Raw genomic sequence first — 23,795 nt, forward strand, 5'->3', positions numbered from 1 at the left:
CAGGTACAAAAAAGCGAGACTAAATAACTGTCTCGCTTTTGTTAAATTGCTATGAGTTAAATCTCTTTCCACTCCCCAGGCTGAAGCTCACCGACATTCATGTTGCCCATTGAATAGCGAATAAGTCGCAGGGTAGGGAAGCCGATGTTTGCCGTCATTCGTCTGACCTGACGGTTGCGCCCCTCGATAATTGTGATAGCTAACCAAGTTGTCGGTATCGCGGCTCTGAAGCGTACTGGGGGGGTTCTTTCCCACACAACAGGTTCAGACATCACTTCAACCTGAGCAGGCCGTGTCATGCCGTCTTTTAGCTCCACGCCTTTTCTCAATTTATCTAAATCTTCCTCAGAAGGTGCGCCTTCAACCTGTACCCAGTAAGTTTTTGGTGATTTTGAGTTTGGTTGAGTCAATTTGGCTTGGAAGATGCCATCATTGGTCAAGACCATTAACCCTTCACTGTCGCGATCAAGTCGACCCGCCGCGTAAACATCTTTAACAGGAATAAAGTCTGCGAGTGTTTTCCTGCCTTCGCCATCAGTGAACTGGCTGAGAGTATCGAAAGGCTTGTTGAACAAAATCACTTTGCGATCTTCAAGTGATACCCTGGGCTTTGCGTTAGTAGGTTTACCTTTGTAACGGTGTTTACTTGAGTGAGGTTTCTTGTGCGAATTGCCAGTGCTATTTTTATCACTGCCTCGGTTCTGCCTATTACCGCTTTGTTTTAATATTCCTTCAGAACGAGCTGGTTTGTCTGAGCGAGATGCGCTGCGTGAGCGAGTAGACATGTTAACTACCTTGCAAAAATGTAAACGAAGTGTGCTGAAAAGTTTTCACTGAAACGGAATTGAGCTATCATTTGCGCGCCTAAAAGACACAAAATAGAACAAGTTGATGGACTCTTAAGCCTGATTTGTTTAATTATACTTTCGTGTTTTATTATAACTGGCTCTTTTATTAAAACAATGCACTCACGGATTTGGTTCATGCTGTCATCAAGATTGCATGAAAAATAAGATAGAGTACGACTTTCGAGTAAGCAGTTTTCACTCTTTGAGTGGCTTACTGGTCAATTTATAACATGCTCACTACTTTATATGAGCTTGTAAGAACTATAGGGAAATTTCATGCCTACTGAAAAACCAACGATCATCTATACCATTACAGACGAAGCTCCGGCGCTAGCAACTTACTCTCTGCTGCCAATCATTCAATCTTTTACAGCTTCTTCTGGTATTAACGTTGATACTCGCGACATTTCACTTGCAGGGCGTATTATTGCCAACTTCCCTGACTATTTGAACGAAGAGCAACGTATTGGTGATGCATTAGCAGAACTAGGTGAATTGGCTAAGACACCAGAAGCGAACATTATCAAGCTTCCAAACATCTCGGCATCTGTACCTCAGCTTCAAGCAACGATCAAAGAGCTACAGTCAAAAGGTTACGCACTTCCTAATTATCCAGAAGAAGCAAACACTGACGAAGAGAAAGCCGTTAAAGCGACTTACGATAAAATCAAAGGTAGTGCAGTAAACCCTGTGCTGCGTGAAGGTAACTCGGATCGCCGTGCTCCACTTTCTGTTAAGAACTATGCGAAGAAGAACCCACACTCAATGGGCGCATGGTCTGCAGATTCTAAGTCGCACGTTTCAAGCATGGATGACAAAGACTTCTTCGGTAGTGAAAAGTCAGTAACGATTGAAGGTGCTACAGAAGTGAGCATCGAATTCGTTGGCAAAGATGGTGCGAAGAAAACACTGAAGCCAGCTTTTGCACTGCAAGATAAAGAGATCATTGATGCGTCAGTGATGAATAAAGCTGCTTTGGTTGCGTTCTTTGAGAAAGAAATCGCATCGGCTAAAGAGCAAGGCGTGCTGCTTTCACTTCACATGAAAGCAACGATGATGAAAGTGTCTGACCCAGTGATTTTTGGCCATGCGGTTAAAGTTTACTACAAAGACGTATTCGCTAAGCACGGTCAACTGTTCAACGAGTTAGGTGTTGATGTAAATAACGGCATTGGCGATGTATACGCAAAAATCGCTGCACTTCCTCAAGAGCAAAAACAAGCAATCGAAGCTGACCTACAAGCAGTATACGAAACTCAGCCTCCACTAGCGATGGTTGATTCGGACCGTGGTATTACTAACCTACACGTTCCAAGTGACATCATTGTTGATGCATCGATGCCTGCAATGCTACGTTCTTCAGGTCAAATGTGGGATCCAGAAGGTAAGCAAAAAGACACGAAAGCAATGATTCCAGATCGTAGCTACGCGAGCATCTACCAAGCGGTTATTGATTTCTGTAAAGAGAACGGTGCTTTCGACCCTACAACGATGGGCAGTGTACCAAACGTTGGCCTAATGGCTCAAAAAGCTGAAGAGTACGGTTCTCACGATAAGACTTTCATCCTTGAAGCAGCTGGTCAGGTTCAAGTTGTAGACGCTTCAGGTTCAGTGCTTCTTGAGCAAGACGTAGAGGAAGGTGATATCTTCCGTATGTGTCAGGTTAAAGATGCACCAATTCAAGATTGGGTTAAGCTAGCGGTTACTCGTGCTCGTGCATCGGGTGTTCCTGCGGTGTTTTGGCTAGACGCTTCTCGCGCACATGACGCTCAACTTATTGAGAAAGTAGAAGCTTACCTTCCTGAATACGATACTGATGGTCTTGAAATTAAGATCCTTGCTCCACTTGAAGCAACTCAATACTCACTGGTTCGTATCAAAGAAGGTCTAGATACTATTTCGGTTACAGGTAACGTATTACGTGATTACCTAACAGATTTGTTCCCAATTCTAGAGCTTGGTACATCAGCTAAAATGTTATCGATTGTTCCGCTAATGAACGGTGGCGGTCTGTTTGAAACAGGTGCTGGCGGTTCTGCTCCTAAGCACGTGCAACAAGTAGAGAAAGAAAACCATCTACGTTGGGATTCTTTAGGTGAATTCTTGGCATTAGCGGCATCTCTAGAGCACCTAAACGTAGTCACTGGCAATGCTAAGGCACAAGTTCTCGCTGACGCGCTTGATAAAGCGACGGGTGAGTTCCTAGATAAAAACAAATCTCCTTCACGTCGAGTTGGTGAGCTTGATAACCGTGGTAGCCATTACTACCTAGCAGTATACTGGGCTAAAGCGCTTGCTGAGCAAACGGTTGACGCTGACCTTGCTGCTGAGTTTGCAGGTGTGGCAAGTCAATTGGCTGAAAGTGAAGAAGCTATCGTTGCTGAGCTAAACAATGCTCAAGGTCCAGCAGGTGATTTAGGTGGTTATTACCTACTTGATGATGCATTGGTTTCATCACTAATGCGCCCAAGTTCAACACTGAACGCATTCATTGACGCATAGTGATTAGACTCACCGTTAGCAAATTATGGTCATGATTTACTAACGAGTTGCTTGGTCTGACAGTCAGTCATAGACCAAGACAAAAAGAAAGACGCTTTAACGATAACGTTAAAGCGTCTTTTTTTTATTCATAATGCTTTCCTAGACCTACCTTGGGGGCAAACATCCTCGATCGAATCTATTGTGAGCAACGTTATAGCTTCTAGATCGAAAAACCGCTCATTTAATCCTGTATTAAAGGTATCAAATGAGCGGTTTCAATATTCTGCTTACCTGTCAGCCGTTAATTAAGACTGATGGAGGTTACATGATTTGGCAATCGCCTATTTAGCGGCGCTGCCTTCGACAGGAACAACGGAACTAGCATGGGAGCCTTTAGGTCCACTTTCTACTTCATAGTCGACTTGCTGACCCGCTTTTAAGGTTCGATAACCATCCATCTGTATTGTGGAATAGTGCGCAAAAATATCGCCGTCTTCACCTTCTGGACAAATAAAGCCAAACCCTTTGGCATTGTTAAACCATTTTACTGTACCTGTAGCCATGCTATACATCCCTCATGCATTTTGTTACTAACGTTGTTATATCAATTGTTGTAAGTGCGATTGATATCATTCCTACCAACTAAAGAATTTCAGCTGATAGCTTGAATCTCATACATTGCTTACGGAAATTAACGCTACCCTGCGTAATTATTCCTTATTGTTCATTCTTAACGCGTATTACTCGGTTTTAAATCTTGTTATAAAGTTGTATCAGAAAACCTTTTAGCTCCAATGTAGCTAATGATTGAGCGCAGTCAATAGTAAATTGGTATAAAAGTGATCAATTTTAATAACAAATCACATTCGAGATTAACTGCAAACTATTAACTAAATAGTAACTTAGCGGTAATCTTATCGTTAGCATCAATAGTTATGGTGTCTTTTTAATCAATCACATATGTTAATCTTGTTAATAGAGATCTTTTATTTGCAGCGATGGAAATGGTGGATTAGGCTCAGTATAGAGGAATATTTTTTGGTACTGTTTCTCGGTGCAGTTTCTTAGTACACCGTAATGCGTGAATGTGGTAAATTTGAATGGCGTAACACTCACGACTTCCGAAAAATAACTCTTAGCAAAGCGATATGAGCAAAAACTTTGAATGGGCATCTCCAGGCTCAGATTTACTGGAGAAAGAAGAGACAAAAGTAAAGCCACCGGCGATGTATAACGTTGTATTGAATAACGATGACTATACGCCTATGGACTTTGTAATCGAGATCCTAGAGCGATTCTTCTCACTAGATATCGAACAAGCAACGGAAGTGATGCTCAAGGTTCATTATGAAGGTAAAGCTATATGCGGCACATACAGTGCTGAAATAGCGGAAACAAAGGTAGCGCAAGTAAAGATGTACTCAAAGGAAAATGAGCATCCGCTACTATGTACAATGGAGCAAGTATAAATTGCTCGAACAACACTGTTGTTCCCTTAGGAGGTACTTATGCTAAATAAAGAATTAGAGACGAGTTTAAATGGTGCATTTGCTCGTGCGCGAGACAAGCGACATGAATTCATGACTGTCGAACACCTCCTACTAGCATTATTAGAAAATGATGCGGCCAAGGAAGCGCTCCAAGCTTGTCAGGCTGATCTCGATGCTCTTCGCAATGAGCTCGATATTTTTATCGATCAAACAACCCCACTTATCCCAGAAAGTGACGAGACTCGTGAGACTCAGCCTACGCTGAGCTTCCAACGAGTACTTCAACGCGCTGTTTTTCATGTTCAGTCTTCAGGTCGTAGCGAAGTTACAGGTGCAAATGTACTTGTGGCTATTTTCAGTGAGCAAGAATCACACGCGGCATATTTACTCAAGAAGAACGACATTAGTCGCTTAGATATCGTTAACTTTATTTCTCATGGTATTACCAAAGCCAGTAACGAAGGTGATAGTTCATCACCGTCTGATTCATTTGGTGGTGCAGAAAGTGCAGAAGAAGCTAACTCTGAAGATCGTCTAGAAAATTTTGCAACTAACCTTAACGAAGTAGCGAAACAAGGTAATATCGACCCACTTATCGGGCGTGATAAAGAACTCGAACGTACGGTTCAAGTTCTATGTCGTCGTCGTAAAAACAATCCTTTGTTAGTGGGTGAAGCGGGTGTGGGTAAGACCGCAATCGCTGAAGGCCTTGCATGGCGTATTGTTGAAGGGCAAGTACCTGAAATTATTCAAAGTAGTGTGATTTATTCTTTAGATATTGGTTCACTTCTCGCTGGGACTAAATATCGTGGTGACTTTGAGAAACGTTTTAAAGCGATTCTTAAGCAACTAGAGAAAGAAGAAGACGCAATTCTATTCATTGATGAGATCCACACCATTATTGGTGCAGGTGCAGCATCGGGTGGTCAAGTTGATGCGGCAAACTTAATTAAGCCACTACTAAGCAGCGGTAAATTACGTTGCATCGGCTCAACGACATACCAAGAGTACAGCAGCATTTTTGAGAAGGAGCGTGCTTTAGCTCGTCGCTTCCAGAAAATTGATATTATTGAACCATCGTTAGATGACACAACCAAGATTCTGATCGGTTTGAAACCAAAATACGAAGCTCACCACGAAGTGCGTTACACCAACAAAGCGTTGCGTGCCGCTGTGGAGTTGTCAGCTAAATACATTAATGAACGTCACCTTCCAGATAAGGCAATTGACGTGATTGATGAAGCCGGCGCTCGTAGTCGTTTGGCACCAGCAAGCCGTCGTAAGAAAACGGTAAGCGTGGCTGATATTGAGTCAATGGTTGCGAAAATGGCTCGTATTCCTGAGAAGTCAGTATCATCTTCAGACAAAGATACGCTGCAGAAACTGGATGACCGCATGAAAATGTTGGTATTCGGACAAGATCCTGCGATCGATGTATTGAGTGAAGCGATTAAGCTGACTCGTGCAGGATTAGGTGCAGACAATAAACCTGTTGGTTCATTCCTATTCGCTGGTCCTACTGGTGTAGGTAAAACAGAGGTGACTGTACAGCTGTCTAAGTTGATGGGGATTGAACTGTTGCGCTTTGATATGTCTGAGTACGGCGAGCGTCACTCAGTGAGCCGTTTGATCGGTGCTCCTCCTGGTTATGTTGGTTATGATCAAGGTGGCCTTCTGACCGATGCTGTTATCAAGAATCCACACTCAGTTGTGTTACTTGATGAGATCGAGAAGGCTCACCCAGACATCTTTAACTTGTTATTACAAGTGATGGACAACGGCACGCTAACTGACAACAACGGTCGTAAAGCGGATTTCCGTAACGTGATCCTAGTGATGACGACCAATGCTGGTGTCGCTGAAACTGAGAAGAAATCGATCGGTTTGATCCAACAAGATCATGCGCCAGACGCGATGGGTGAAATCAAAAAGGTGTTTACACCTGAGTTCCGTAACCGTCTTGATAATGTCATTTGGTTCAACAGCCTTGATCCAAGTGTGATTAACCAAGTTGTCGACAAGTTCATTGTTGAGCTTCAGGTTCAGCTGGACGCCCGTGGCGTATCTTTAGAAGTTTCTGAGGATGCTCGTCATTGGTTAGCTGAAAGAGGTTATGACAAGACCATGGGTGCCCGTCCTATGGGACGTGTGATTCAAGAGAAGCTTAAAAAGCCTCTTGCCAATGAGTTGCTGTTTGGTAGTTTGGTTGACGGCGGTACGGTTAAAGTATCCCTGATAAAAGACGATCTAGATTTCATCTATGTTGGTGCTAAAGAAGAGGTTATGCATTAAGCCTATTTCTTAACAGCTTAAGCTGTTGCTGACTGCTTATTGAGAGCGCGGTACAGCTAATTCACGACAATAAACGCATGACTTCGGTTGTGCGTTTTTTTATGCTTGCGAGATGCGAGATGCGAGATGCGAGATGCGAGATGCGAGATGCGAGATGCGAGGTTGGTGTTGTTGGAGTGGTAAAAAGTTCAGGCGATAAAAAACGGAGCATCAAGCTCCGCTTCTTATCGTATTCGATAATTAAAAATTAACGAGCACGGAAGACGATGCGGCCTTTAGAAAGGTCGTATGGAGTCATCTCAACAGTTACTTTATCACCAGTAAGAATACGGATGTAGTTCTTACGCATTTTACCAGAGATGTGTGCTGTCACTACGTGACCGTTTTCAAGCTCAACACGGAACATTGTGTTTGGTAGAGTATCAAGGACAGTGCCTTGCATCTCGATTACGTCTTCTTTAGCCATCTAATCCTCTTTCGAAATTTGGCGGTTTTCAACGGCTTGATTGTGCCGTTAAAATCAAAATATGTAAAGTTGTCGCGTATTCTACCCTTGCCACCGCTGATTTACTAGCCTTTGATGACGTTGAAATCGTACTTTATAGTTCATCGCAGGGCATTCATCGATTTGATAACCCAAATACAACCACTGTTTCTGTTCTTTCTGTGCGTGCTGTATTTGAAACAGAACACCTAGTGTTCCCATTGAGATGTCGATATCAGGATCGAAGAAGGTATAAAATGCGCTTGTGCAGTGAGACATCACATCAGTGACGGCGATGCCTACTAACTGACTATCATCATAGATGTGCATGAACTTTGTGGCAAGCCATTCATTTTTAGAGAATTGTAGAAACTCTTCTTTTTTTGGGGGATACATGGTTCCCGAACGGTGACGTGCGGTTATATAGCGACTATATAAGTCAAACCAGTTGTCATCCATCTCGTCTTTCAATTCCCAACGTAGTGATTTGGCTTTGTTGAGGACCCGTCGCTGGCTTTTGGAGAACTTGACCTCGGGAATCGAAAGTCGAATCGCTTGGCACGCTGAGCAATTATCGCAATGCGGCTTATAAATGGTTGCTCCACTGCGACGAAACCCATTCGCGAGCAGAACTTCATAGTTATCTGAGGTGTGCATGTGTTCATCAAGCGTAACTGCCACCCTTTCTTCAAGGTGAGCTAAATAGCTACAAGCGTGATTGTCTGTCAATCCAATTCTGATTTGTTGTAAATCTGGATTCATTAAGGCATTTCCTTTAGCCATTGTGATTTAAAACATCCATCGCTAAGTTGATTTTCTTTAAGTATTTTCAAAGCACTAAGGAACTCATCTCTTTCTACTTCGATAGCGCCCAAGGATTCCAAATGAGGGTTCATGACCTGGCAATCAATCAGTTGTCCGCCGAATTGTGTAAAGTGTTCACAAAAGTACCACAGCGCAATTTTAGAGGCATTGGTCTTCAGGCTGAACATCGATTCACCACAAAAGACTTGGCCTCTTTGTAAGCCGTAAAGTCCGCCGATAAGCTCGTCGCCTTGCCAAACCTCAACGGAGTGGCAGAAGCCTAATGAAGCAAGTTCGCGGTACGCTGACTGCATGTCACCGTTTAGCCAAGTTTCTTCTTCGGGTCTTAGCGAGGAGCAGTAGCCAATCACTTTGTCTGTCGCTTGGTTGATGCTGACACGGTAATTATGCTTTCTTTGAAACTTTTTAAGACTTTTTGACGGTTCGAATGTCTTAGGATTAAATACCGCTCGTGGTGCAGGGCTCCACCAAAGTATAGGCTCCCCTGGGCCGTACCATGGAAATATACCTTGGCTATAAGCGTTTAAAATTCGCATGGGTGACAAATCACCACCGAAGGCGAGCAGACCGTTGGGTTCATCAAGCGCGTCGAAAGGCGAAGGAAACTCTATACTAGTAGTATCAAGTTCGGTTAGGTATATAGTCATAAGTACCGCGTTACAGATTAATCACTGACCAAGAGGTCTTTAGGAGTTTTACCATGAAAAAGTTGCTTTGGATTTTACTTGTTTTACCCATGTTGGCAAATGCAGCTTACAACAGAAACCAAGCTCGACCAGTCAATGAGGTCGTTTATGGTGAGATTGATACGGTCAGATACATTACCCCGCAAGAGATCGTAGAGTCGAAAGCGAATGGTTGGGAAACCTTGTTAGGTGCGGCTATTGGTGGCTTGATAGGCAATCAATTTGGTGGCGGTACCGGTAAAGAAGTCGCTACGGCCGTCGGTGCTGTGGCGGGGGCCGGGATTGCTCGCAATCGAGGTAACACACAATACAAAGTGGAATATAGGCTCGTTGAATTGTTGGTCAAAACTAAAGATGACAAGTTGGTTAACATTATTCAAGACGTCGATAACTCGATGTTGTTTAACCGAGGTGATGATGTGCGAATTCTCTATTTTTCAGATGGTGTAAGAGTGGATCTCGTGTACTAGTATATAAATATGTTTGGTTGGCTAATTAATCACCTTTATCGAGGGGATTAGCTCTGGAGTTCATTGGGAAAGTTCGTTAGTCTGCAAGTACGAAGAATTATTCATCACCCGAAAATAAATACGCGCCAATGACTTCGGGTGGTACAAGGACTATAAGATTTAATGGAAAGCCTTACGTTACAACCAATTCAAAAAGTGAGCGGGGAAGTTAACCTACCTGGCTCAAAAAGTGTCTCCAACCGTGCGCTTCTTTTGGCTGCACTTTCAACTGGAACCACGCGTCTAACAAACTTACTAGACAGTGATGACATTCGCCATATGCTGAATGCTTTGACGCAATTAGGTGTTGATTATCAGCTGTCTGCCGACAAAACTGTTTGTGAAGTGACGGGAGTGAGTGGTGCATTCTCAAGTGACAAAGCCCTAGAGCTTTTTTTAGGTAACGCGGGTACGGCGATGCGTCCGCTGGCTGCTGCACTTTGTTTGGGTCGTGGTGAATACGTTCTGACTGGCGAGCCTCGCATGAAAGAGCGACCAATTGGTCACTTAGTGACTGCACTGCAAGAAGCTGGCGCCGACGTTGAATACCTAGAGAACGAAAATTACCCTCCGTTGAAGATCACGGGTACTGGGCTCAAGAGTGGTACGGTTTCAATCGATGGTTCTATCTCTAGCCAATTCTTGACGGCATTTTTGATGGCAGCGCCTTTAGCTGAAGGTGAGGTAACAATCAAAATTGAGGGTGAATTGGTTTCTAAACCTTACATCGATATCACGCTACACATTATGAAACAATTTGGTGTGGATGTGATCAACAACGATTACCAAGAGTTCGTAATTCCTACTGGGCAATCTTACTCAGCACCGGGTGATTTCTTGGTTGAGGGTGATGCATCATCTGCGTCATACTTTCTTGCTGCCGCAGCGATTAAAGGCGGTGAGATTAAAGTAACGGGTATTGGTAAAAACAGTATCCAAGGTGATATTCAATTCGCTAATGCGCTTGAGAAAATGGGTGCCGAAATCGAATGGGGTGACGACTACGTTATCTCTCGTTGTGGTGAGCTGAAAGGCATTGATATGGACTATAACCATATCCCAGATGCAGCGATGACTATCGCGACAACGGCTTTGTTTGCGAAAGGAACAACGGCAATCCGTAATGTTTACAACTGGCGCGTTAAAGAGACAGACCGTTTGGCAGCAATGGCAACAGAGTTACGTAAAGTAGGTGCTGAAGTTGAAGAGGGGGAAGACTACATTATTGTTACCCCCGTTGCTGAATTGACACACGCGGCGATTGATACTTACGATGATCACCGTATGGCGATGTGTTTCTCGTTGGTTGCCTTGAGTGATACGCCGGTGACGATTAACGATCCAGGTTGTACGTCAAAGACATTCCCTGACTACTTCGATAAGCTGAAAATGCTAAGTATATAAAAATACTCAGGATATAAAGGTTCAAGAACTTAAAAAGCTTGCCAAAATGGCAAGCTTTTTAATTATTGCTGAATTGTAAATTCTTTCGAAAGGTGATGCGCTAAGTATTTAAACATGTTAAACACCGCGGTTGTATTTTCTGTCGGCATTCCATTGTTGTCTAAGAAGTATTCACCTTTGAAAATGAGTACATCGTCTTTTTCTACTACGCTATTTGCGCGCATGCCTTCAATGTAGTCATCATGTGATTGGATAATTTGGTTTGCGATAAGCAGTAAATCAAATTCTGCTATTACTTTTTTTGTCATGAGTTTATCTCTGATAACTGAATATAACGTTGAGTTTATGGTGTCGAACTAGAAATTCAATGATTTGACAACCAATTAAGAGAGTCTTTTCAAACATCCACAATTTATTTTGTGATTTATGACAAAAATAATTGAATGGGGCTCGCGTTAGATTCGCCGACAAGCTTAGTATGAGCGCGTTTAGACGTAATGCCTGATGAATAGGCTCTTGCAAGTATTCTCAGTGAGTACTTTATAGCTTCTTTATATTGTGACCCTTTTCTCTATGAGTCGTCGAATTGTCGAGCGATCAGATCCAATTTTGAAAAAAGCGGTTGATCTTCTAGTAATCTCGCACAATAGTAAAAAAAGAAGCAATGAATTTAGAATATCATGCGTAAAAGCCCACAAGCTAAATTGTTGGTGCTGAAGCATCGTGATTAAGGACGTTAGAGTCAATATGGGTAAATCGCTCGTTATAGTGGAGTCGCCAGCCAAGGCTAAAACTATCAATAAATATCTTGGCAAAGACTTTGTCGTTAAGTCGAGTGTAGGTCACGTACGTGATTTACCAACGGCAGGTCAAAGTACTGGTCAAAAGGCTGCTGCAGTTTCAACCAAGGGTATGAGCCCAGAAGATAAAGCTCGTATCAAGAAAGAAAAAGATCGCAAAGCGCTTATTAAAAAAATGGGTATCAACCCATATCAAGAATGGGAAGCGAACTACCAAATTCTACCTGGTAAAGAAAAAGTCGTTGCTGAATTGCAAAAACTGGCTGAGGACGCAGACCATGTTTATCTCGCAACCGATTTGGACCGCGAAGGAGAAGCTATCGCATGGCACCTTCGTGAGATCATCGGTGGTGATGAAACGCGATACAAACGAGTGGTTTTTAACGAAATCACCAAAAATGCTATTCAACAAGCTTTCGAAACTCCAGGTGAGTTAAATATTGACGGCGTAAACGCGCAACAAGCACGACGTTTTATGGACCGTGTTGTGGGCTTTATGGTGTCACCTCTGCTTTGGAAGAAAGTAGCACGAGGCCTATCCGCTGGCCGTGTTCAATCAGTCGCTGTAAAATTGTTGGTTGAGCGTGAGCGTGAGATCAACGCTTTTATCCCTGAAGAGTTCTGGGATGTGCATGCTGATACAAAAACGGCAGAAAAAACAGATTTCAGACTACAAGTCGCTCAAAAAGACGGTGTTGCGTTTAAACCTGATAATGAAGCGCAAACACAAGCTGCAGTTAGCGTTTTAGAAAAAGCACAATACGAAGTATGTAAACGTGAAGACCGCCCAACCAAGAGTAAGCCGTCTGCACCTTACATCACGTCTACGCTGCAACAAGCAGCGAGTACGCGTCTTGGTTACGGCGTAAAGAAAACCATGATGTTGGCTCAACGTTTGTATGAAGCGGGTTACATCACTTATATGCGTACTGATTCCACCAACTTGAGTTCAGAAGCTGTAGAAGCCGCTCGTGAATACATTGGTTCTGAGTACGGCGCGCAATATCTTCCACCTAAAGCACTTGTATACGGCAGCAAAGAGGGCGCTCAAGAGGCCCACGAAGCGATTCGTCCTTCAAGTGTAGATGTTAAGTCGGAAGACCTAAACGGCGTAGACGCAGACGCACATAAGCTATATTCACTGATTTGGAATCAATTCGTTGCTTGTCAAATGACACCTGCGCAATACGATTCAACGACAGTAAGTGTTAAAGCGGATGAGTACACGTTAAAAGCGAAAGGCCGTATTCTTAAGTTTGACGGCTGGACTCGCGTTCAACGTCCAATGGGCAAAAATGAAGATACCATTCTTCCAGCTGTACAGGTTGGTGAAAAGCTAGACTTAATCGCACTCGACCCTAAACAGCACTTCACTAAGCCACCGGCTCGTTTCACTGAAGCCGCGCTAGTTAAAGAGCTTGAGAAGCGCGGCATCGGTCGTCCTTCAACTTACGCATCAATCATCTCGACGATTCAAGATCGCGGTTATGTAAAAGTTGAACAGCGTCGTTTCTATGCTGAGAAGATGGGTGAAATTGTTACTGACCGTCTAGATGGCAGTTTCAATGATCTAATGAACTATGACTTTACTGCTCGTATGGAGCAGAAGTTAGACCAAATTGCAGAAGGCGAAGCAAGCTGGAAAGGCGTGCTAGATAACTTCTTCGAAGACTTTACTGGCGACTTGGAAAAAGCGGATTTAGACGAAGACGCTGGTGGCATGAAGCCAAATCATATCGTGGAAACCGATATTGAGTGTCCAACTTGTAGCCGTAAAATGGGTATTCGTACGGCTTCGACAGGCGTATTCCTAGGTTGTTCTGGTTATGCACTTCCACCAAAAGAGCGTTGTAAGACAACAATCAACCTTGGTGATGAAGAAGGTATTATCAACGTTCTTGAAGAAGACGTTGAAACAGCAGCACTTCGAGCGAAAAAGCGTTGTCCTATTTGTGAAACGGCAATGGATGCTTATCTGATTGATGATAAGCGTAAGATGCACGTGTGTGGTAACAACCCTAACTGTGAAGGTTATGTGGTTGAACATGGTGAGTTCAAAGTCAAAGGCTATGATGGTCCACTTGTTGAGTGTGACAAGTGTGGTTCTGACATGGTTCTGAAAAATGGTCGTTTCGGCAAATACATGGACTGTACGAGTGAAGATTGTAAGAACACTCGTAAGATTCTGAGAAATGGCGAAGTAGCGCCACCTAAAGAAGACCCAGTGCATTTCCCTGAACTTCCATGTGAAAACTCAGATGCATACTTTGTGCTTCGTGACGGTGCCTCTGGTCTATTTATGGCTGCGAGCAACTTTCCTAAATCACGAGAAACTCGTGCGCCATTAGTGGAAGAGCTGGTGCGTTTTAAAGACCGTATTTCACCTAAGTTCCAGTATCTGACGTCAGCACCGGTTGCTGATCCTGATGGCAAGCCAACAGTCGTTCGTTTTAGTCGTAAGACAAAAGAGAACTACGTTCGTACTGAAGCGGATGGTAAACCATCTGGTTGGACTGCTTTGTACATTGATGGTAAGTGGGAAGTTACGGACAAACGTAAAAAGCCAAAAGAGAAGTAATTGAACGTAATTTGAATGAAAAGCAGCCATTAGGCTGCTTTTTTTTGACTAAAATACGACTAATTATGCAACTGATTGATTTGGTGGGTCGATTGCGAGAATTTATTAAATTCACTACGTAAAATAAATGAAAGCAATTAATTATATCTTCTTATGCAACTTTAACGAGAATGTAACTTTATTAAAATATTGTAATTCAAAGAACAGTGTTTAGTTGTATACCTGATGTGTGACGGGTGTTAATGTAATGTTTCGCCCGAACGGTGTAGTGTGAGCTGCTTTAAGTCTTAGGAAAGCAATCAGCCTACATAGCACAGAATGGCGTATTAAAAATTGAAATCGACCGAAAAGTCGATAACGTATATAAAACCAAGTGCAAAGAATAGTGCACGCATAACAACGTTTGGCTTAGGATATTGTCACTGTATGTGAATGAATATTCGTTAAGTACCGAAATAAGTGTTAGTGCTCATCCCCCAGAGGAAGATACCTCTACGAGTACTGACATCGACAAGCTATAGATATATGGAGAATAAAATGGCTGGTGTATTGGGAATGATTCTTGCTGGTGGTGAAGGCTCTCGCTTAAGACCATTGACTGAATCTCGCAGCAAACCCTCGGTTCCTTTCGGTGGTAGTTACCGCTTAATTGATTTCGCTTTGAACAACTTCGTTAATGCTGATCTGATGAAGATCTACGTACTAACACAATTTAAGTCACAGTCACTGTTCCACCATATGAAAAAAGGTTGGAATATCAGTGGTATAACAGACCGTTTTATCGACCCAATTCCTGCGCAAATGCGTAAAGGAAAGCGTTGGTATGAAGGCACAGCAGATGCTATCTACCAAAACATGGGTTTTATGGAGCTGGAAGAACCTGATCAAGTTTGTATTTTTGGTTCTGACCATATCTATAAAATGGACATCAAACAGATGCTTGATTTCCATAAAGAGAAGAAAGCAGCGTTAACCGTTTCTGCACTGCGCATGCCGCTTGCTGAAGCATCAGAGTTCGGTGTTATCGAGGTTGATGCTGAAGGCCGCATGATTGGCTTTGAAGAGAAGCCTGCAAATCCTAAGTCGATTCCGGGAGACCCAGAGTCAGCGCTTGTGTCAATGGGCAACTACGTGTTCGAAGCAAAAGAACTTTTTGCTGAACTAACGGAAGATGCAGATAAACCTGAATCTTCACATGATTTCGGAAAAGACATTATTCCAAACATGTTCCCACGTGGTGATGTGTTTGTTTATGATTTCAGCACCAACCGCATTACTGGTGAGAAAGAAGAAGTTTATTGGCGTGATGTAGGTACGATTGATGCGTACTGGCAAGCGCATATGGATCTTCTTAAAAAAGATGCGCCATTCTCGCTATACAACCGCAAATGGCCTCTACACACTTACTATCCGCCACTACCACCAGCTACGTTTACTGACTCGGCTAATGGTCGAATTCAGATCATTGATAGCCTTGTGTGTAGCGGTAGTTATGTGCGTGGTTCGCGTATTGAAAAGAGTGTACTAGGCTTCCGCAGCAATATTGCATCAGCATGTGATATTAGTGAGAGTATTTTATTAGGTGATGTGAAGGTGGGCGAGGGCTGTATACTTCGTCGCGTTATCATTGATAAAGATGCGGACATTGCACCTGGCACACAAATTGGCGTAAACCTGACAGAAGACAAAAAGCATTACCACGTATCTGACGATGGTGTAGTTGTGATTTCTAAAGGAGCGCGAGTTGGTTACTAAAACTCTCTCGGTACTTTTTGTAGCGTCTGAAGTTGAAGGCTTGATTAAAAGTGGTGGCTTGGCTGATGTAGCCAAGGCACTGCCGAAAGCGTTACAAACACTCGAACAGGACGTTCGAGTGACTATCCCCGCGTATAAAAACATTTCAAACATTGATTCAGCTGAGGTCATTTTATCGACCGAGCTCGATCATTGGCCTCATACCGCTTACCAAGTCAAAAAACTGAGTGTAGAAGGTGTTCAAGTTTTTGGTATTGAATGTGCCAAATATTTCGACCGTCCAGAAATGTACGCAGAAAATAATCAAGCTTACGCTGATAACGGAGAGCGCTTCTCGTTCTTCAGTGCTGCCTGTCTTGATATGCTTCCTAAGCTTGGCTTCCAACCTGATATCATTCATGCAAATGACTGGCATACAGGCTTTGTTCCTTTTTTGCTTAAATCACGTTATCAACAACATAATTTCTTTGAAAATACACGCAGTGTTCTCTCGGTTCACAATGCGGTTTTCAAAGGTGTGTTCTCATACGATGAGCTGCAATTCCTATCAGAGATGCATAGCTACAATGTGTCTGAAGCTTCAGTGAGTGACACGCATGTCACTATGCTGAGAGCCGGCGTTATGTGCGCTGATAAGGTGAACGCAGTAAGCCCAACTTATGCCGAAGAGTTGAAAACGGAATTAGGCAGTCACGGTATGGCAGCCGAATTCCAACACAGGTCAGCGGATCTTTTGGGTATATTGAATGGTTGTGATTACGGAGCTTGGAACCCAGAAACGGACGCTTTCCTTCCTCGTAAATTCAAAGCGACGAAGCACAGCATGGTTCGTGGGAAGTCAGCTTGTAAGCAAAAACTGCAACAAGATGTTGGACTGCCCGTCACCGATTGTGCGGTTTATGGCATGGTTTGCCGTTTGACTAATCAGAAAGGTGTTCATTACTTACTGCCTATCATCGAACAGTTCTTGAAAAACGATCTTCAGATAGTGATTGTCGGTACTGGCGACCCAGTGTTAGCGAGCCAATTGAAAGAGCTGTCGGCCCTTCACTCAGACAAGTTCTCGTTTGTAGAAGCGTATGATAATGGGCTTGCTCACTTAGTTGAAGCGGGTTCTGATTTCTTCTTGATGCCTTCTGAATTCGAACCTTGTGGCTTAAACCAAATCTACAGCATGGCTTACGGTACGTTACCGATTGTTCGCTCTGTGGGCGGTTTAAAAGACAGTGTGAATGATTACGATCAGGATCCTGAGGTAGCGACTGGCTTTGCTTTTGAAGAGCCAACGCCGGAAGCGTTACTGGCAGTATTGCATCGTTCATTATTGCTTTATGCGCAAAAGCCCGCAGAAGTTAAGCGTGTTCAACTTTACGCGATGCAGCAAGATTTTAGTTGGGAAGATGCGGCAAAAGAATACCTTGCGATGTACCATTCAGCATTTTAACGTACTGAATTAGCTTTAAAATAAGCTGATATGTAACAACCTAACTTAATAGTAGAAGGCGCTCTGATAGTAGAGTGCCTTTTTGTTTTCTGGTCAGATTACATCACGTTTAGGAAGACAAAACTTGCAAACTCATTTTAGTCAGGTAGAAAAGGTGGGGTAGGTATTCACATGACTAATGTTAGGTTTGACACTATTATCACTTAAATTTCTTGATTGCGTGATATCCTTAGCCATTGCCTTGTGATGAGGCAGAGCTACATTCCAATAATTAAAGCGATAGGTATGTCTGAGAGTTTACTATTTCATAAAACATTTACTCACCCTACGAGCGATGAGTGGGTTGTATTTGTGCATGGCGCAGGAGGCAGTTCTTCCATTTGGTTTAAGCAGATCAAAGCGTATAAACAGCACTTCAACTTGCTTCTCATTGATTTGAGAGGGCATGGTAAATCAGACAACATCCTCAAAGAGTTGATTTCGAATCGTTATACGTTCAAAGCAGTAACGCTCGATATTCTTAAGGTGTTAGACCATCTGAAAATTCGTTCTGCACACTTTGTCGGCATGTCTTTGGGCACGATTATTGTCCGTAATGTCGCAGAGTTAGCTGCTGGCCGTGTACGTTCAATGGTGCTGGGCGGTGCCGTGACTAAGCTAAACACTCGCTCTCAAATCTTAATCAAGTTGGGTAACTTGAGTAAGCACGTCATTCCTTATATGTGGTTATACAGCCTTTTTGCTTACGTTGTGATGCCACAAAAAAGCCAAAAAGAATCACGTCACCTGTTTATACGCGAAGCCAAAAAGCTGTGCCAAAAAGAGTTTAAACGCTGGTTTATCCTCACGGCTGATGTAAACCCATTGATGAAGTATTTCAAAGACCGAGAGTTGCCGATTCCAACTTTGTATTTGATGGGCGAGCGTGACTACATGTTCATCAAGCCAGTAAAAGAAATGGTAGAAGCGCATAAGTCGAGTGAGTTGGTAGAAATAGCCAATTGCGGGCATGTGTGTAACGTAGAAAATCCTGAAGAATTCAATCAACGATCTATCGCTTTTATTCAAAAGCAAATTCAGTGATTCTCTCTATTCTTTACCAGAACAGATGCTCGAATAGAATTGAAATAAAAATGGGAAGCTAATTTTAGCTTCCCATTTTTGTTTGGAGGAGGTATCTGACCGAGTTGTTTTATAAGGCCGTTGGAGCCACTTTTCCTTTCAAAACCTGCTATTCAGGTGAAGCAGCACCGCATTGCCAACAAGAGCCGAATTGTGCTTCGTTGACCTCATGACATTCTCCGCAACGCCACTCTTCATAAATGATCGAATCTTGCTGTTTCTGGTAGTCATTAACAACTGCTCGGGCTTTGTTCGCCAATTCCGGGTCATATAACCATATGTAAGGGTCAGTTTCTTCGGTAAATGGGATTTCCCCTTTTAAACCGAATAACCCCTCACCACGTACTTCACAGGCAATATTCACACTTTCTAACAATCCACAGATGATATGAGCTTCTGTCGGATTCGACGCACTGAAGATTTTCATTGAAATAGAACCTTATTTGGCTATATGCGTTATTTAGTTATTATAAGTTAGTCAGCTATATACTTTATTCAGCTACAGGTGCTGAACGAAACTTATTCATTAACCATTTAGCAACAATTGGGAATATCCCCAATAATGCAAATGACAATAGTACTGAAGGGGAGACGATGCCCGAAAGTGAATCAATTTCTGCGAGTTGAGTACCAGCATTCAAGAAAACCGCAGTTCCCGGTAACATCCCAATTTGACTCGTAATGTAATAACGACTCACCGACATAGGTGTTAGCCCCATCAACAGATTGATAAGGAAAAATGGAAATACAGGAATCAGACGCAGAGAAAACAAGTAAAATGCTCCGTCTTTTTCAACGCCCTTGTTAATCGTTGCTAATTTGTCACCAAACTTAGTTTGGATCCAGTCACGCAAAAGGTAACGGCTACTTAAAAATGCGAGGGTTGCACCAATGGCGCTGGCGAAAGAGACCAACAGTAAACTATTCCAAAACCCAAATAACGCAGCCCCTAACAGGGTCACAACAGCAGCTCCGGGAATTGAGAAAGCAGTGATCATTACATACGCGACAAAATAGATAGCAGCGGCAGCAATGAAGTTGCTATCAATGTAGTCATTTAAAACGGCTTGTTGGGCCTTGGCATTTTCAAGCGTTAAATATTGGCCGAAATTGACGCCCAATAAGACGATGGTTACGACCAATACAATACCTAATATCATTTTCTTACTCATTGATACTTCCTCTAAATTTTCAATGCATACCATTAGTATAGTTAGACAGGCAAAGCATAGATTAACTTTCAACAGATATAAAAAACTGTCAGTTTGCTTATTTACTACTTCGTCATAAAGCGTACAGAATCAGATGTATTTTTCTTTCGAGGGTAGGAGATTGTTTTGTTTGAACAAATTCTATTGCAGAAATTTAAATAGTACAAAAAGTGATAAAAAATTGAAATACATTTGGTCTTGGTTCGTTCTGTATACTTAACAATCTAGGAGTATCGATTGTTAAGATAATGATTCAAGCAGAGAACTAAGGAGTTAGCTATGAAAAATTTATCGTTGATTGCTGCTATTGCTACTGCAAGTCTTATCTCCTTTCAGGCGTCAGGAGCCGGCTTTTACAACAGCACAGCTGTTGAATCCAAGATGATTAAAGGGGAAATCGTATCTACACAAAGTCAAGCTTATGCAGATGGCAAAAAGATGTGGAGTGACTTAAGCGACAAAAAGTCTTTCGAATTGAGTCAAATTCTTCTCCAATCCAATGACAGAGTAGACGTCAAGTCGTTTGAACTAAGGAATGGCTCTGTTGAAGTGAAAGAGTTCTTGGATTCTTCGGGTACTATAAGCTTTGTTCCTATGGTTAAAGTTGATTACAGATACAATTACCGTCCGTCTTTATAATGTTCATTACGTTAGCTCTTTAGGTCTGTAGAGAGCTAGATTTATCTTATAAAAAAAGCCGCAGTAAATGCGGCTTAGTTATCTAAATAGTTTGTACTGACAATGTTAATTGACGCGATTGATAAGCTCTTCACGACGCTGCTGCGGTATAACAGACCAATGTGTACCATTAATCGCGCCTTCTAACGCCCAAAGTAGTTCAATACTGACAGAAGACGCATGTGATTCTTTAATGGCGTTAAATGCGTTTACAGAGCCAGATTCATATAAACGCTCTACGGAATCAATCCCTGCTTTTTTCAACATACGCTCAGTGGCGAGTCGAAGGTTGGGCAGATCTTTGAGTCGAGTAGGCTTAGCTGAAGATTGCTCAGCTTTTTCTTCTTTAGCAAAACCCAGAGACGTAGTTGCGAGCTGCAAGATTTTCTCTTGGTCTCGCCACAGGCCTTCAGGTAAAGCGAAATATTTAGTAACGACAGGGAAACCACGTTTTTTGTAAACGTACGGTTGAAACCCTTGTTGTTCGAACTGTTTCGTTGTGCATTTGTCTGCTCGTATGTGCAACTGGTCATTTACAACCAGAGCAAACATAGTGTCATCAGCAAAAAGACCGAAGCCACCAAACATCGAGCGTGATTTTATTTTTCCTAGGGATTCAAATAATTTCATTGAATCCTTTAGTATCGGTTTATCCATGTTATTTATCTCGGTGTATTTGAACTACGCCACCAAATAAGCAGGTCCGAGAGATTAGCAAAATGTTGCAATTAAATTGTCAATAAGCCGTAAATTACTAAATTATTAGTAGTTACTGCATTTTGCCATCGGTAACCCCGCTACCATACCAACGAGTGGTTTAGGCCGGAAGCTTTGCGTCTCACTCTTTCAAGTGATTTGCCCTGTGCGTGACTGATTGAATAGGATAAAGTTTTTGTTGAATGAGGCTCACACTTGTTATTTCAAAATGTGATATCGCTTCAATTAATGATCTTTCTAGTATGATACTAGGTTCATTAATGTTGTTGATAAAAAAAGCGCACCCAAAGGTGCGCTTAATTAAATTAAACTGAATTTATCAATTAATTTAACGTTTTAACTGTGCTTCGCTCAACAATTTCAGGATGCATTTCGAACACACGTTTTTCATGGTCTTTATCTTTAATTCGTTCCAACAAAATTTCGAATGCATTCTTCCCAACACGACGCTTAGGTTGGTGGACCGTTGTTAACGGCGGAGAGAAGTATTCAGCCAGCTCGATGTTGTCATAGCCGATCACTGAAATATCTTCAGGAATACGAATTCCTTTCTCTTGCAGTCGGCTCATTAGGCCGAGTGCCATCGTGTCGTTAAAGCAGAATACTGCCGTTGGGCGATCTACCATCTTAATGATTTTCTCTGCAGCAAGAACTGCTGTATCACACTCGAAGTTACCTTCAATGATCATATTATCATCGGCTACAATCTTAGCTTCGTTGAGTGCGCGTTTGTAACCCGCGATGCGTTCAACACATGCAGCTTTGTCTAAGTGGCCACTTAAACAAGCAATTTTGGAGTGACCGTGCTCAATGAGGTATTTGGTTGCTAGGTAACCGCCTTCTTCAGAGTTATCGATGATCTTATCCGCTTGAGAACTCTCAGGGCCCCAATCCATAATCACTTTAGGGATGTCAGCGTGACGGTCTAACATGCCTCTCAGTTCTTCAGTTAGGTCAGAACACATGACTAAGATGCCATCTACACGTTTCTCTGCAAGCATTCGAATGTAGTCACGTTGCTTCTCATAGATACCGCCCGTATTGCACAGGATCAAAGTGTAGCCTTGACGGTAGCAGTAGCTTTCAACACCATCGATAACTTCAGAGAAGAACAGGTTGGTTGATTGAGTAACTAGCATGCCGATAGTGCGGGTTGTATTGCACTTCAAACTACGAGCAACGGCACTTGGTGCATAGTTCAGTTCGTCTACGGCTTTATTTACTTTTTCTTGAGTCGCTTCTGCAACAAAGCGAGTTTTGTTGATTACGTGAGAAACGGTTGTTGTTGATACGCCTGCTAAGCGAGCGACATCTTTTATAGTGGCCATGGTTTTATCCTATTAGAAGCTACTTTCCCAAAGTACGGAATGAAGTAGCCGTTAAGCTACCTAACTAAGAGCTTAAATTTGTAGGGCTCTTTGGGTACTAAAGTGCTAAAAAACAAAAAACCGCTATTGAGCGGCTTGTCTTAACACCGAAATGCTCAAAACTATAATAAGCATAGCATTTCGTGAATGTTTCATATTTTATCGTTTGCGGTCACAATTTTAGACTGACTAGAAATTACTCGCAATAAAATTCACCCGGAAATCCGGGTGAATTGTCACATTCTTTTGAATTTATTTAACGAGTCATCCAATAAGCTTATTCACCAGCGAGGTATTGGGTGTCCAATTTGCAGAATGCGAGCAGAAAGGATGAGACTGAAGCGTAGAAACCGAATTCGTCAACGTCATGACATTTAACGTCGAACTTTGGTACCCAAGTAAGAAGGTGTTGTTCGATAAATTGCTGTTGAACAATGAACGATTTTTCTAGATCTTCCTCAAGCTCAGTTTCATTAGAACGGATGATCAAGTTACCAAGGAAATCGAGTTCGATAGCGATGTGGTCAGCTGGCTCTTTAAGATCTTGGTTCACCACTAAGTTGTGCTTAGCCATGATCTCTTCCATATCTTTTGCTGGCTTATCATTCAACAGACCAGTCTCACCGATATACATAGAAGCGTAAGGAAGTGCGCCATGCTTATCTGTTTTTAAAAATAAGTCACAGAAGTCAGCAGACAATTCTAGTTGAGCATCTTCACGTGTTTGTAGGCGGTTTAGCGCATCCACTAAGCTATCGATCGCTGGCTTGAGTGTTTCATTTTCGCCTAAACCAGTTAGGAAAGAACGAATTTCAACAGAGTGGTAGTGATCGAGTTCTTCTTGAGTGAGCTCTTTAGCGAATAAGCTTGATAGCCACCAGTATATTTCTGCTCTTTGCTCGTTGAACGCTTTCGTATCTTTCATTTCTTAGATCCTGATTTAGTCTTGTGGTGTTACTTATATGCATCTTGAAGTCACTTGGACATAAGCACACCAAGTCTGAATAACAAGGTTATTTGCGAAACGCAAAGTTACTCGTTAGTAGTAATGTCTATATTGAATTGCGATGGACGATAAATAGCAAGGTTTAAGATTGTCTT

General features: G+C 42.5%; 21 protein-coding genes and 1 riboswitch. Of the genes, 10 read left to right on the forward strand and 11 right to left on the reverse strand.

Annotated elements, in window-relative coordinates; genetic code table 11:
- Positions 1–56: 56 nt before the first annotated feature.
- Positions 57–785 carry a pseudouridine synthase gene (locus tag BCU75_RS00795; RefSeq protein ID WP_102472677.1) on the reverse strand — a complete coding sequence of 243 codons (729 nt, stop codon included), beginning with the start codon at positions 783–785 and terminating at the stop codon, positions 57–59.
- Positions 786–1,124: 339 nt separating this feature from the next.
- Between BCU75_RS00795 and BCU75_RS00800 the strand changes: the two genes are divergently transcribed.
- Positions 1,125–3,350: an NADP-dependent isocitrate dehydrogenase gene (locus BCU75_RS00800; RefSeq protein ID WP_102472678.1), complete on the forward strand. Its 2,226-nt coding sequence runs from the start codon at positions 1,125–1,127 to the stop codon at positions 3,348–3,350.
- A gap of 323 nt (positions 3,351–3,673) precedes the next feature.
- Here the strand turns inward: BCU75_RS00800 and cspD are convergent, their stop codons facing one another.
- Entirely contained in the window at positions 3,674–3,895 is a 222-nt protein-coding gene (gene cspD / locus BCU75_RS00805) for a cold shock domain-containing protein CspD (protein ID WP_017105782.1), read from the reverse strand.
- Between the two features lie 585 nt (positions 3,896–4,480).
- On the opposite strand from cspD, the gene clpS reads away from it, so the two are divergent.
- Together clpS and clpA are read left to right on the forward strand one after the other, a co-directional pair.
- Positions 4,481–4,801, forward strand: a complete 321-nt coding sequence (gene clpS, locus BCU75_RS00810) for an ATP-dependent Clp protease adapter ClpS (protein ID WP_076679020.1) — start codon at positions 4,481–4,483, stop codon at positions 4,799–4,801.
- Between the two features lie 39 nt (positions 4,802–4,840).
- A complete protein-coding gene (clpA, locus tag BCU75_RS00815) occupies positions 4,841–7,114 on the forward strand; it encodes an ATP-dependent Clp protease ATP-binding subunit ClpA (RefSeq protein ID WP_076679019.1) in 2,274 nt (757 codons plus the stop codon).
- Between the two features lie 247 nt (positions 7,115–7,361).
- On the opposite strand, the gene infA is transcribed toward clpA, so the two are convergent.
- The 3 genes from infA to aat form a co-directional block, all read right to left on the reverse strand.
- The gene (infA, locus tag BCU75_RS00820; protein WP_001040192.1) at positions 7,362–7,580 is read right to left on the reverse strand and encodes a translation initiation factor IF-1; all 219 of its coding nucleotides are present in this window, start codon (positions 7,578–7,580) and stop codon (positions 7,362–7,364) included.
- Positions 7,581–7,661: 81 nt separating this feature from the next.
- Positions 7,662–8,360, reverse strand: a complete 699-nt coding sequence (locus BCU75_RS00825) for an arginyltransferase (protein WP_076679018.1) — start codon at positions 8,358–8,360, stop codon at positions 7,662–7,664.
- Positions 8,360–9,070, reverse strand: coding sequence for a leucyl/phenylalanyl-tRNA--protein transferase (gene aat, locus BCU75_RS00830; RefSeq protein WP_102472679.1), 711 nt, complete (start codon positions 9,068–9,070; stop codon positions 8,360–8,362). Before aat ends, BCU75_RS00825 begins: the two co-directional genes overlap by 1 nt.
- A gap of 53 nt (positions 9,071–9,123) precedes the next feature.
- On the opposite strand from aat, the gene BCU75_RS00835 reads away from it, so the two are divergent.
- On the forward strand, positions 9,124–9,579 hold the full coding sequence (locus BCU75_RS00835; RefSeq protein ID WP_102472680.1) for a glycine zipper 2TM domain-containing protein: 456 nt from the start codon (positions 9,124–9,126) through the stop codon (positions 9,577–9,579).
- A gap of 162 nt (positions 9,580–9,741) precedes the next feature.
- Positions 9,742–11,022, forward strand: coding sequence for a 3-phosphoshikimate 1-carboxyvinyltransferase (aroA, locus tag BCU75_RS00840; RefSeq protein WP_102472681.1), 1,281 nt, complete (start codon positions 9,742–9,744; stop codon positions 11,020–11,022).
- 62 nt (positions 11,023–11,084) lie between these two features.
- Here the strand turns inward: aroA and BCU75_RS00845 are convergent, their stop codons facing one another.
- Complete coding sequence (locus BCU75_RS00845; RefSeq protein WP_009846345.1) at positions 11,085–11,330, reverse strand: YciN family protein; 246 nt, start codon at positions 11,328–11,330, stop codon at positions 11,085–11,087.
- A 439-nt stretch (positions 11,331–11,769) separates the two neighbouring features.
- Between BCU75_RS00845 and topA the strand changes: the two genes are divergently transcribed.
- The 4 genes from topA (at position 11,770) to BCU75_RS00865 (ending at position 18,682) form a co-directional block, all read left to right on the forward strand.
- Positions 11,770–14,400 carry a type I DNA topoisomerase gene (topA, locus tag BCU75_RS00850; protein ID WP_102472682.1) on the forward strand — a complete coding sequence of 877 codons (2,631 nt, stop codon included), beginning with the start codon at positions 11,770–11,772 and terminating at the stop codon, positions 14,398–14,400.
- Positions 14,401–14,925: 525 nt separating this feature from the next.
- A complete protein-coding gene (gene glgC, locus BCU75_RS00855) occupies positions 14,926–16,155 on the forward strand; it encodes a glucose-1-phosphate adenylyltransferase (RefSeq protein ID WP_076648142.1) in 1,230 nt (409 codons plus the stop codon).
- A complete protein-coding gene (glgA, locus tag BCU75_RS00860) occupies positions 16,145–17,599 on the forward strand; it encodes a glycogen synthase GlgA (protein WP_102472683.1) in 1,455 nt (484 codons plus the stop codon). The genes glgC and glgA overlap by 11 nt, the downstream gene beginning before the upstream one ends.
- A gap of 285 nt (positions 17,600–17,884) precedes the next feature.
- Positions 17,885–18,682, forward strand: coding sequence for an alpha/beta fold hydrolase (locus BCU75_RS00865; protein WP_102472684.1), 798 nt, complete (start codon positions 17,885–17,887; stop codon positions 18,680–18,682).
- A 148-nt stretch (positions 18,683–18,830) separates the two neighbouring features.
- On the opposite strand, the gene BCU75_RS00870 is transcribed toward BCU75_RS00865, so the two are convergent.
- Together BCU75_RS00870 and BCU75_RS00875 are read right to left on the reverse strand one after the other, a co-directional pair.
- The gene (locus BCU75_RS00870; protein WP_102464234.1) at positions 18,831–19,148 is read right to left on the reverse strand and encodes a DUF2007 domain-containing protein; all 318 of its coding nucleotides are present in this window, start codon (positions 19,146–19,148) and stop codon (positions 18,831–18,833) included.
- Positions 19,149–19,212: 64 nt separating this feature from the next.
- Positions 19,213–19,893: a TVP38/TMEM64 family protein gene (locus tag BCU75_RS00875; RefSeq protein WP_102472685.1), complete on the reverse strand. Its 681-nt coding sequence runs from the start codon at positions 19,891–19,893 to the stop codon at positions 19,213–19,215.
- A gap of 318 nt (positions 19,894–20,211) precedes the next feature.
- Between BCU75_RS00875 and BCU75_RS00880 the strand changes: the two genes are divergently transcribed.
- A complete protein-coding gene (locus BCU75_RS00880; RefSeq protein ID WP_102464357.1) occupies positions 20,212–20,571 on the forward strand; it encodes a DUF3316 domain-containing protein in 360 nt (119 codons plus the stop codon).
- A 105-nt stretch (positions 20,572–20,676) separates the two neighbouring features.
- On the opposite strand, the gene BCU75_RS00885 is transcribed toward BCU75_RS00880, so the two are convergent.
- From BCU75_RS00885 to torD, 3 genes are all read right to left on the reverse strand, one after another.
- The gene (locus BCU75_RS00885) at positions 20,677–21,267 is read right to left on the reverse strand and encodes a TfoX/Sxy family DNA transformation protein (protein ID WP_076679007.1); all 591 of its coding nucleotides are present in this window, start codon (positions 21,265–21,267) and stop codon (positions 20,677–20,679) included.
- 127 nt (positions 21,268–21,394) lie between these two features.
- Positions 21,395–21,480: riboswitch (cyclic di-GMP riboswitch) on the reverse strand.
- 170 nt (positions 21,481–21,650) lie between these two features.
- On the reverse strand, positions 21,651–22,655 hold the full coding sequence (purR, locus tag BCU75_RS00890; protein ID WP_076679006.1) for an HTH-type transcriptional repressor PurR: 1,005 nt from the start codon (positions 22,653–22,655) through the stop codon (positions 21,651–21,653).
- Positions 22,656–22,971: 316 nt separating this feature from the next.
- The gene (gene torD, locus BCU75_RS00895) at positions 22,972–23,619 is read right to left on the reverse strand and encodes a molecular chaperone TorD (RefSeq protein ID WP_102464380.1); all 648 of its coding nucleotides are present in this window, start codon (positions 23,617–23,619) and stop codon (positions 22,972–22,974) included.
- Positions 23,620–23,795: the final 176 nt, after the last annotated feature.

It is taken from the genome of Vibrio splendidus (assembly GCF_002873455.1).
GTDB classification, from domain to species: Bacteria; Pseudomonadota; Gammaproteobacteria; order Enterobacterales; family Vibrionaceae; genus Vibrio; species Vibrio splendidus_J.

Coding starts and splice junctions, on each gene's coding strand:
- BCU75_RS00795 (WP_102472677.1), bottom strand. CDS start 785: ATGTCTACTCGCTCACGCAGCGCATCTCGCTCAGACAAACCAGCTCGT.
- BCU75_RS00800 (WP_102472678.1), top strand. CDS start 1,125: ATGCCTACTGAAAAACCAACGATCATCTATACCATTACAGACGAAGCT.
- cspD (WP_017105782.1), bottom strand. CDS start 3,895: ATGGCTACAGGTACAGTAAAATGGTTTAACAATGCCAAAGGGTTTGGC.
- clpS (WP_076679020.1), top strand. CDS start 4,481: ATGAGCAAAAACTTTGAATGGGCATCTCCAGGCTCAGATTTACTGGAG.
- clpA (WP_076679019.1), top strand. CDS start 4,841: ATGCTAAATAAAGAATTAGAGACGAGTTTAAATGGTGCATTTGCTCGT.
- infA (WP_001040192.1), bottom strand. CDS start 7,580: ATGGCTAAAGAAGACGTAATCGAGATGCAAGGCACTGTCCTTGATACT.
- BCU75_RS00825 (WP_076679018.1), bottom strand. CDS start 8,360: ATGAATCCAGATTTACAACAAATCAGAATTGGATTGACAGACAATCAC.
- aat (WP_102472679.1), bottom strand. CDS start 9,070: ATGACTATATACCTAACCGAACTTGATACTACTAGTATAGAGTTTCCT.
- BCU75_RS00835 (WP_102472680.1), top strand. CDS start 9,124: ATGAAAAAGTTGCTTTGGATTTTACTTGTTTTACCCATGTTGGCAAAT.
- aroA (WP_102472681.1), top strand. CDS start 9,742: ATGGAAAGCCTTACGTTACAACCAATTCAAAAAGTGAGCGGGGAAGTT.
- BCU75_RS00845 (WP_009846345.1), bottom strand. CDS start 11,330: ATGACAAAAAAAGTAATAGCAGAATTTGATTTACTGCTTATCGCAAAC.
- topA (WP_102472682.1), top strand. CDS start 11,770: ATGGGTAAATCGCTCGTTATAGTGGAGTCGCCAGCCAAGGCTAAAACT.
- glgC (WP_076648142.1), top strand. CDS start 14,926: ATGGAGAATAAAATGGCTGGTGTATTGGGAATGATTCTTGCTGGTGGT.
- BCU75_RS00865 (WP_102472684.1), top strand. CDS start 17,885: ATGTCTGAGAGTTTACTATTTCATAAAACATTTACTCACCCTACGAGC.
- BCU75_RS00870 (WP_102464234.1), bottom strand. CDS start 19,148: ATGAAAATCTTCAGTGCGTCGAATCCGACAGAAGCTCATATCATCTGT.
- BCU75_RS00875 (WP_102472685.1), bottom strand. CDS start 19,893: ATGAGTAAGAAAATGATATTAGGTATTGTATTGGTCGTAACCATCGTC.
- BCU75_RS00880 (WP_102464357.1), top strand. CDS start 20,212: ATGAAAAATTTATCGTTGATTGCTGCTATTGCTACTGCAAGTCTTATC.
- BCU75_RS00885 (WP_076679007.1), bottom strand. CDS start 21,267: ATGGATAAACCGATACTAAAGGATTCAATGAAATTATTTGAATCCCTA.
- purR (WP_076679006.1), bottom strand. CDS start 22,655: ATGGCCACTATAAAAGATGTCGCTCGCTTAGCAGGCGTATCAACAACA.
- torD (WP_102464380.1), bottom strand. CDS start 23,619: ATGAAAGATACGAAAGCGTTCAACGAGCAAAGAGCAGAAATATACTGG.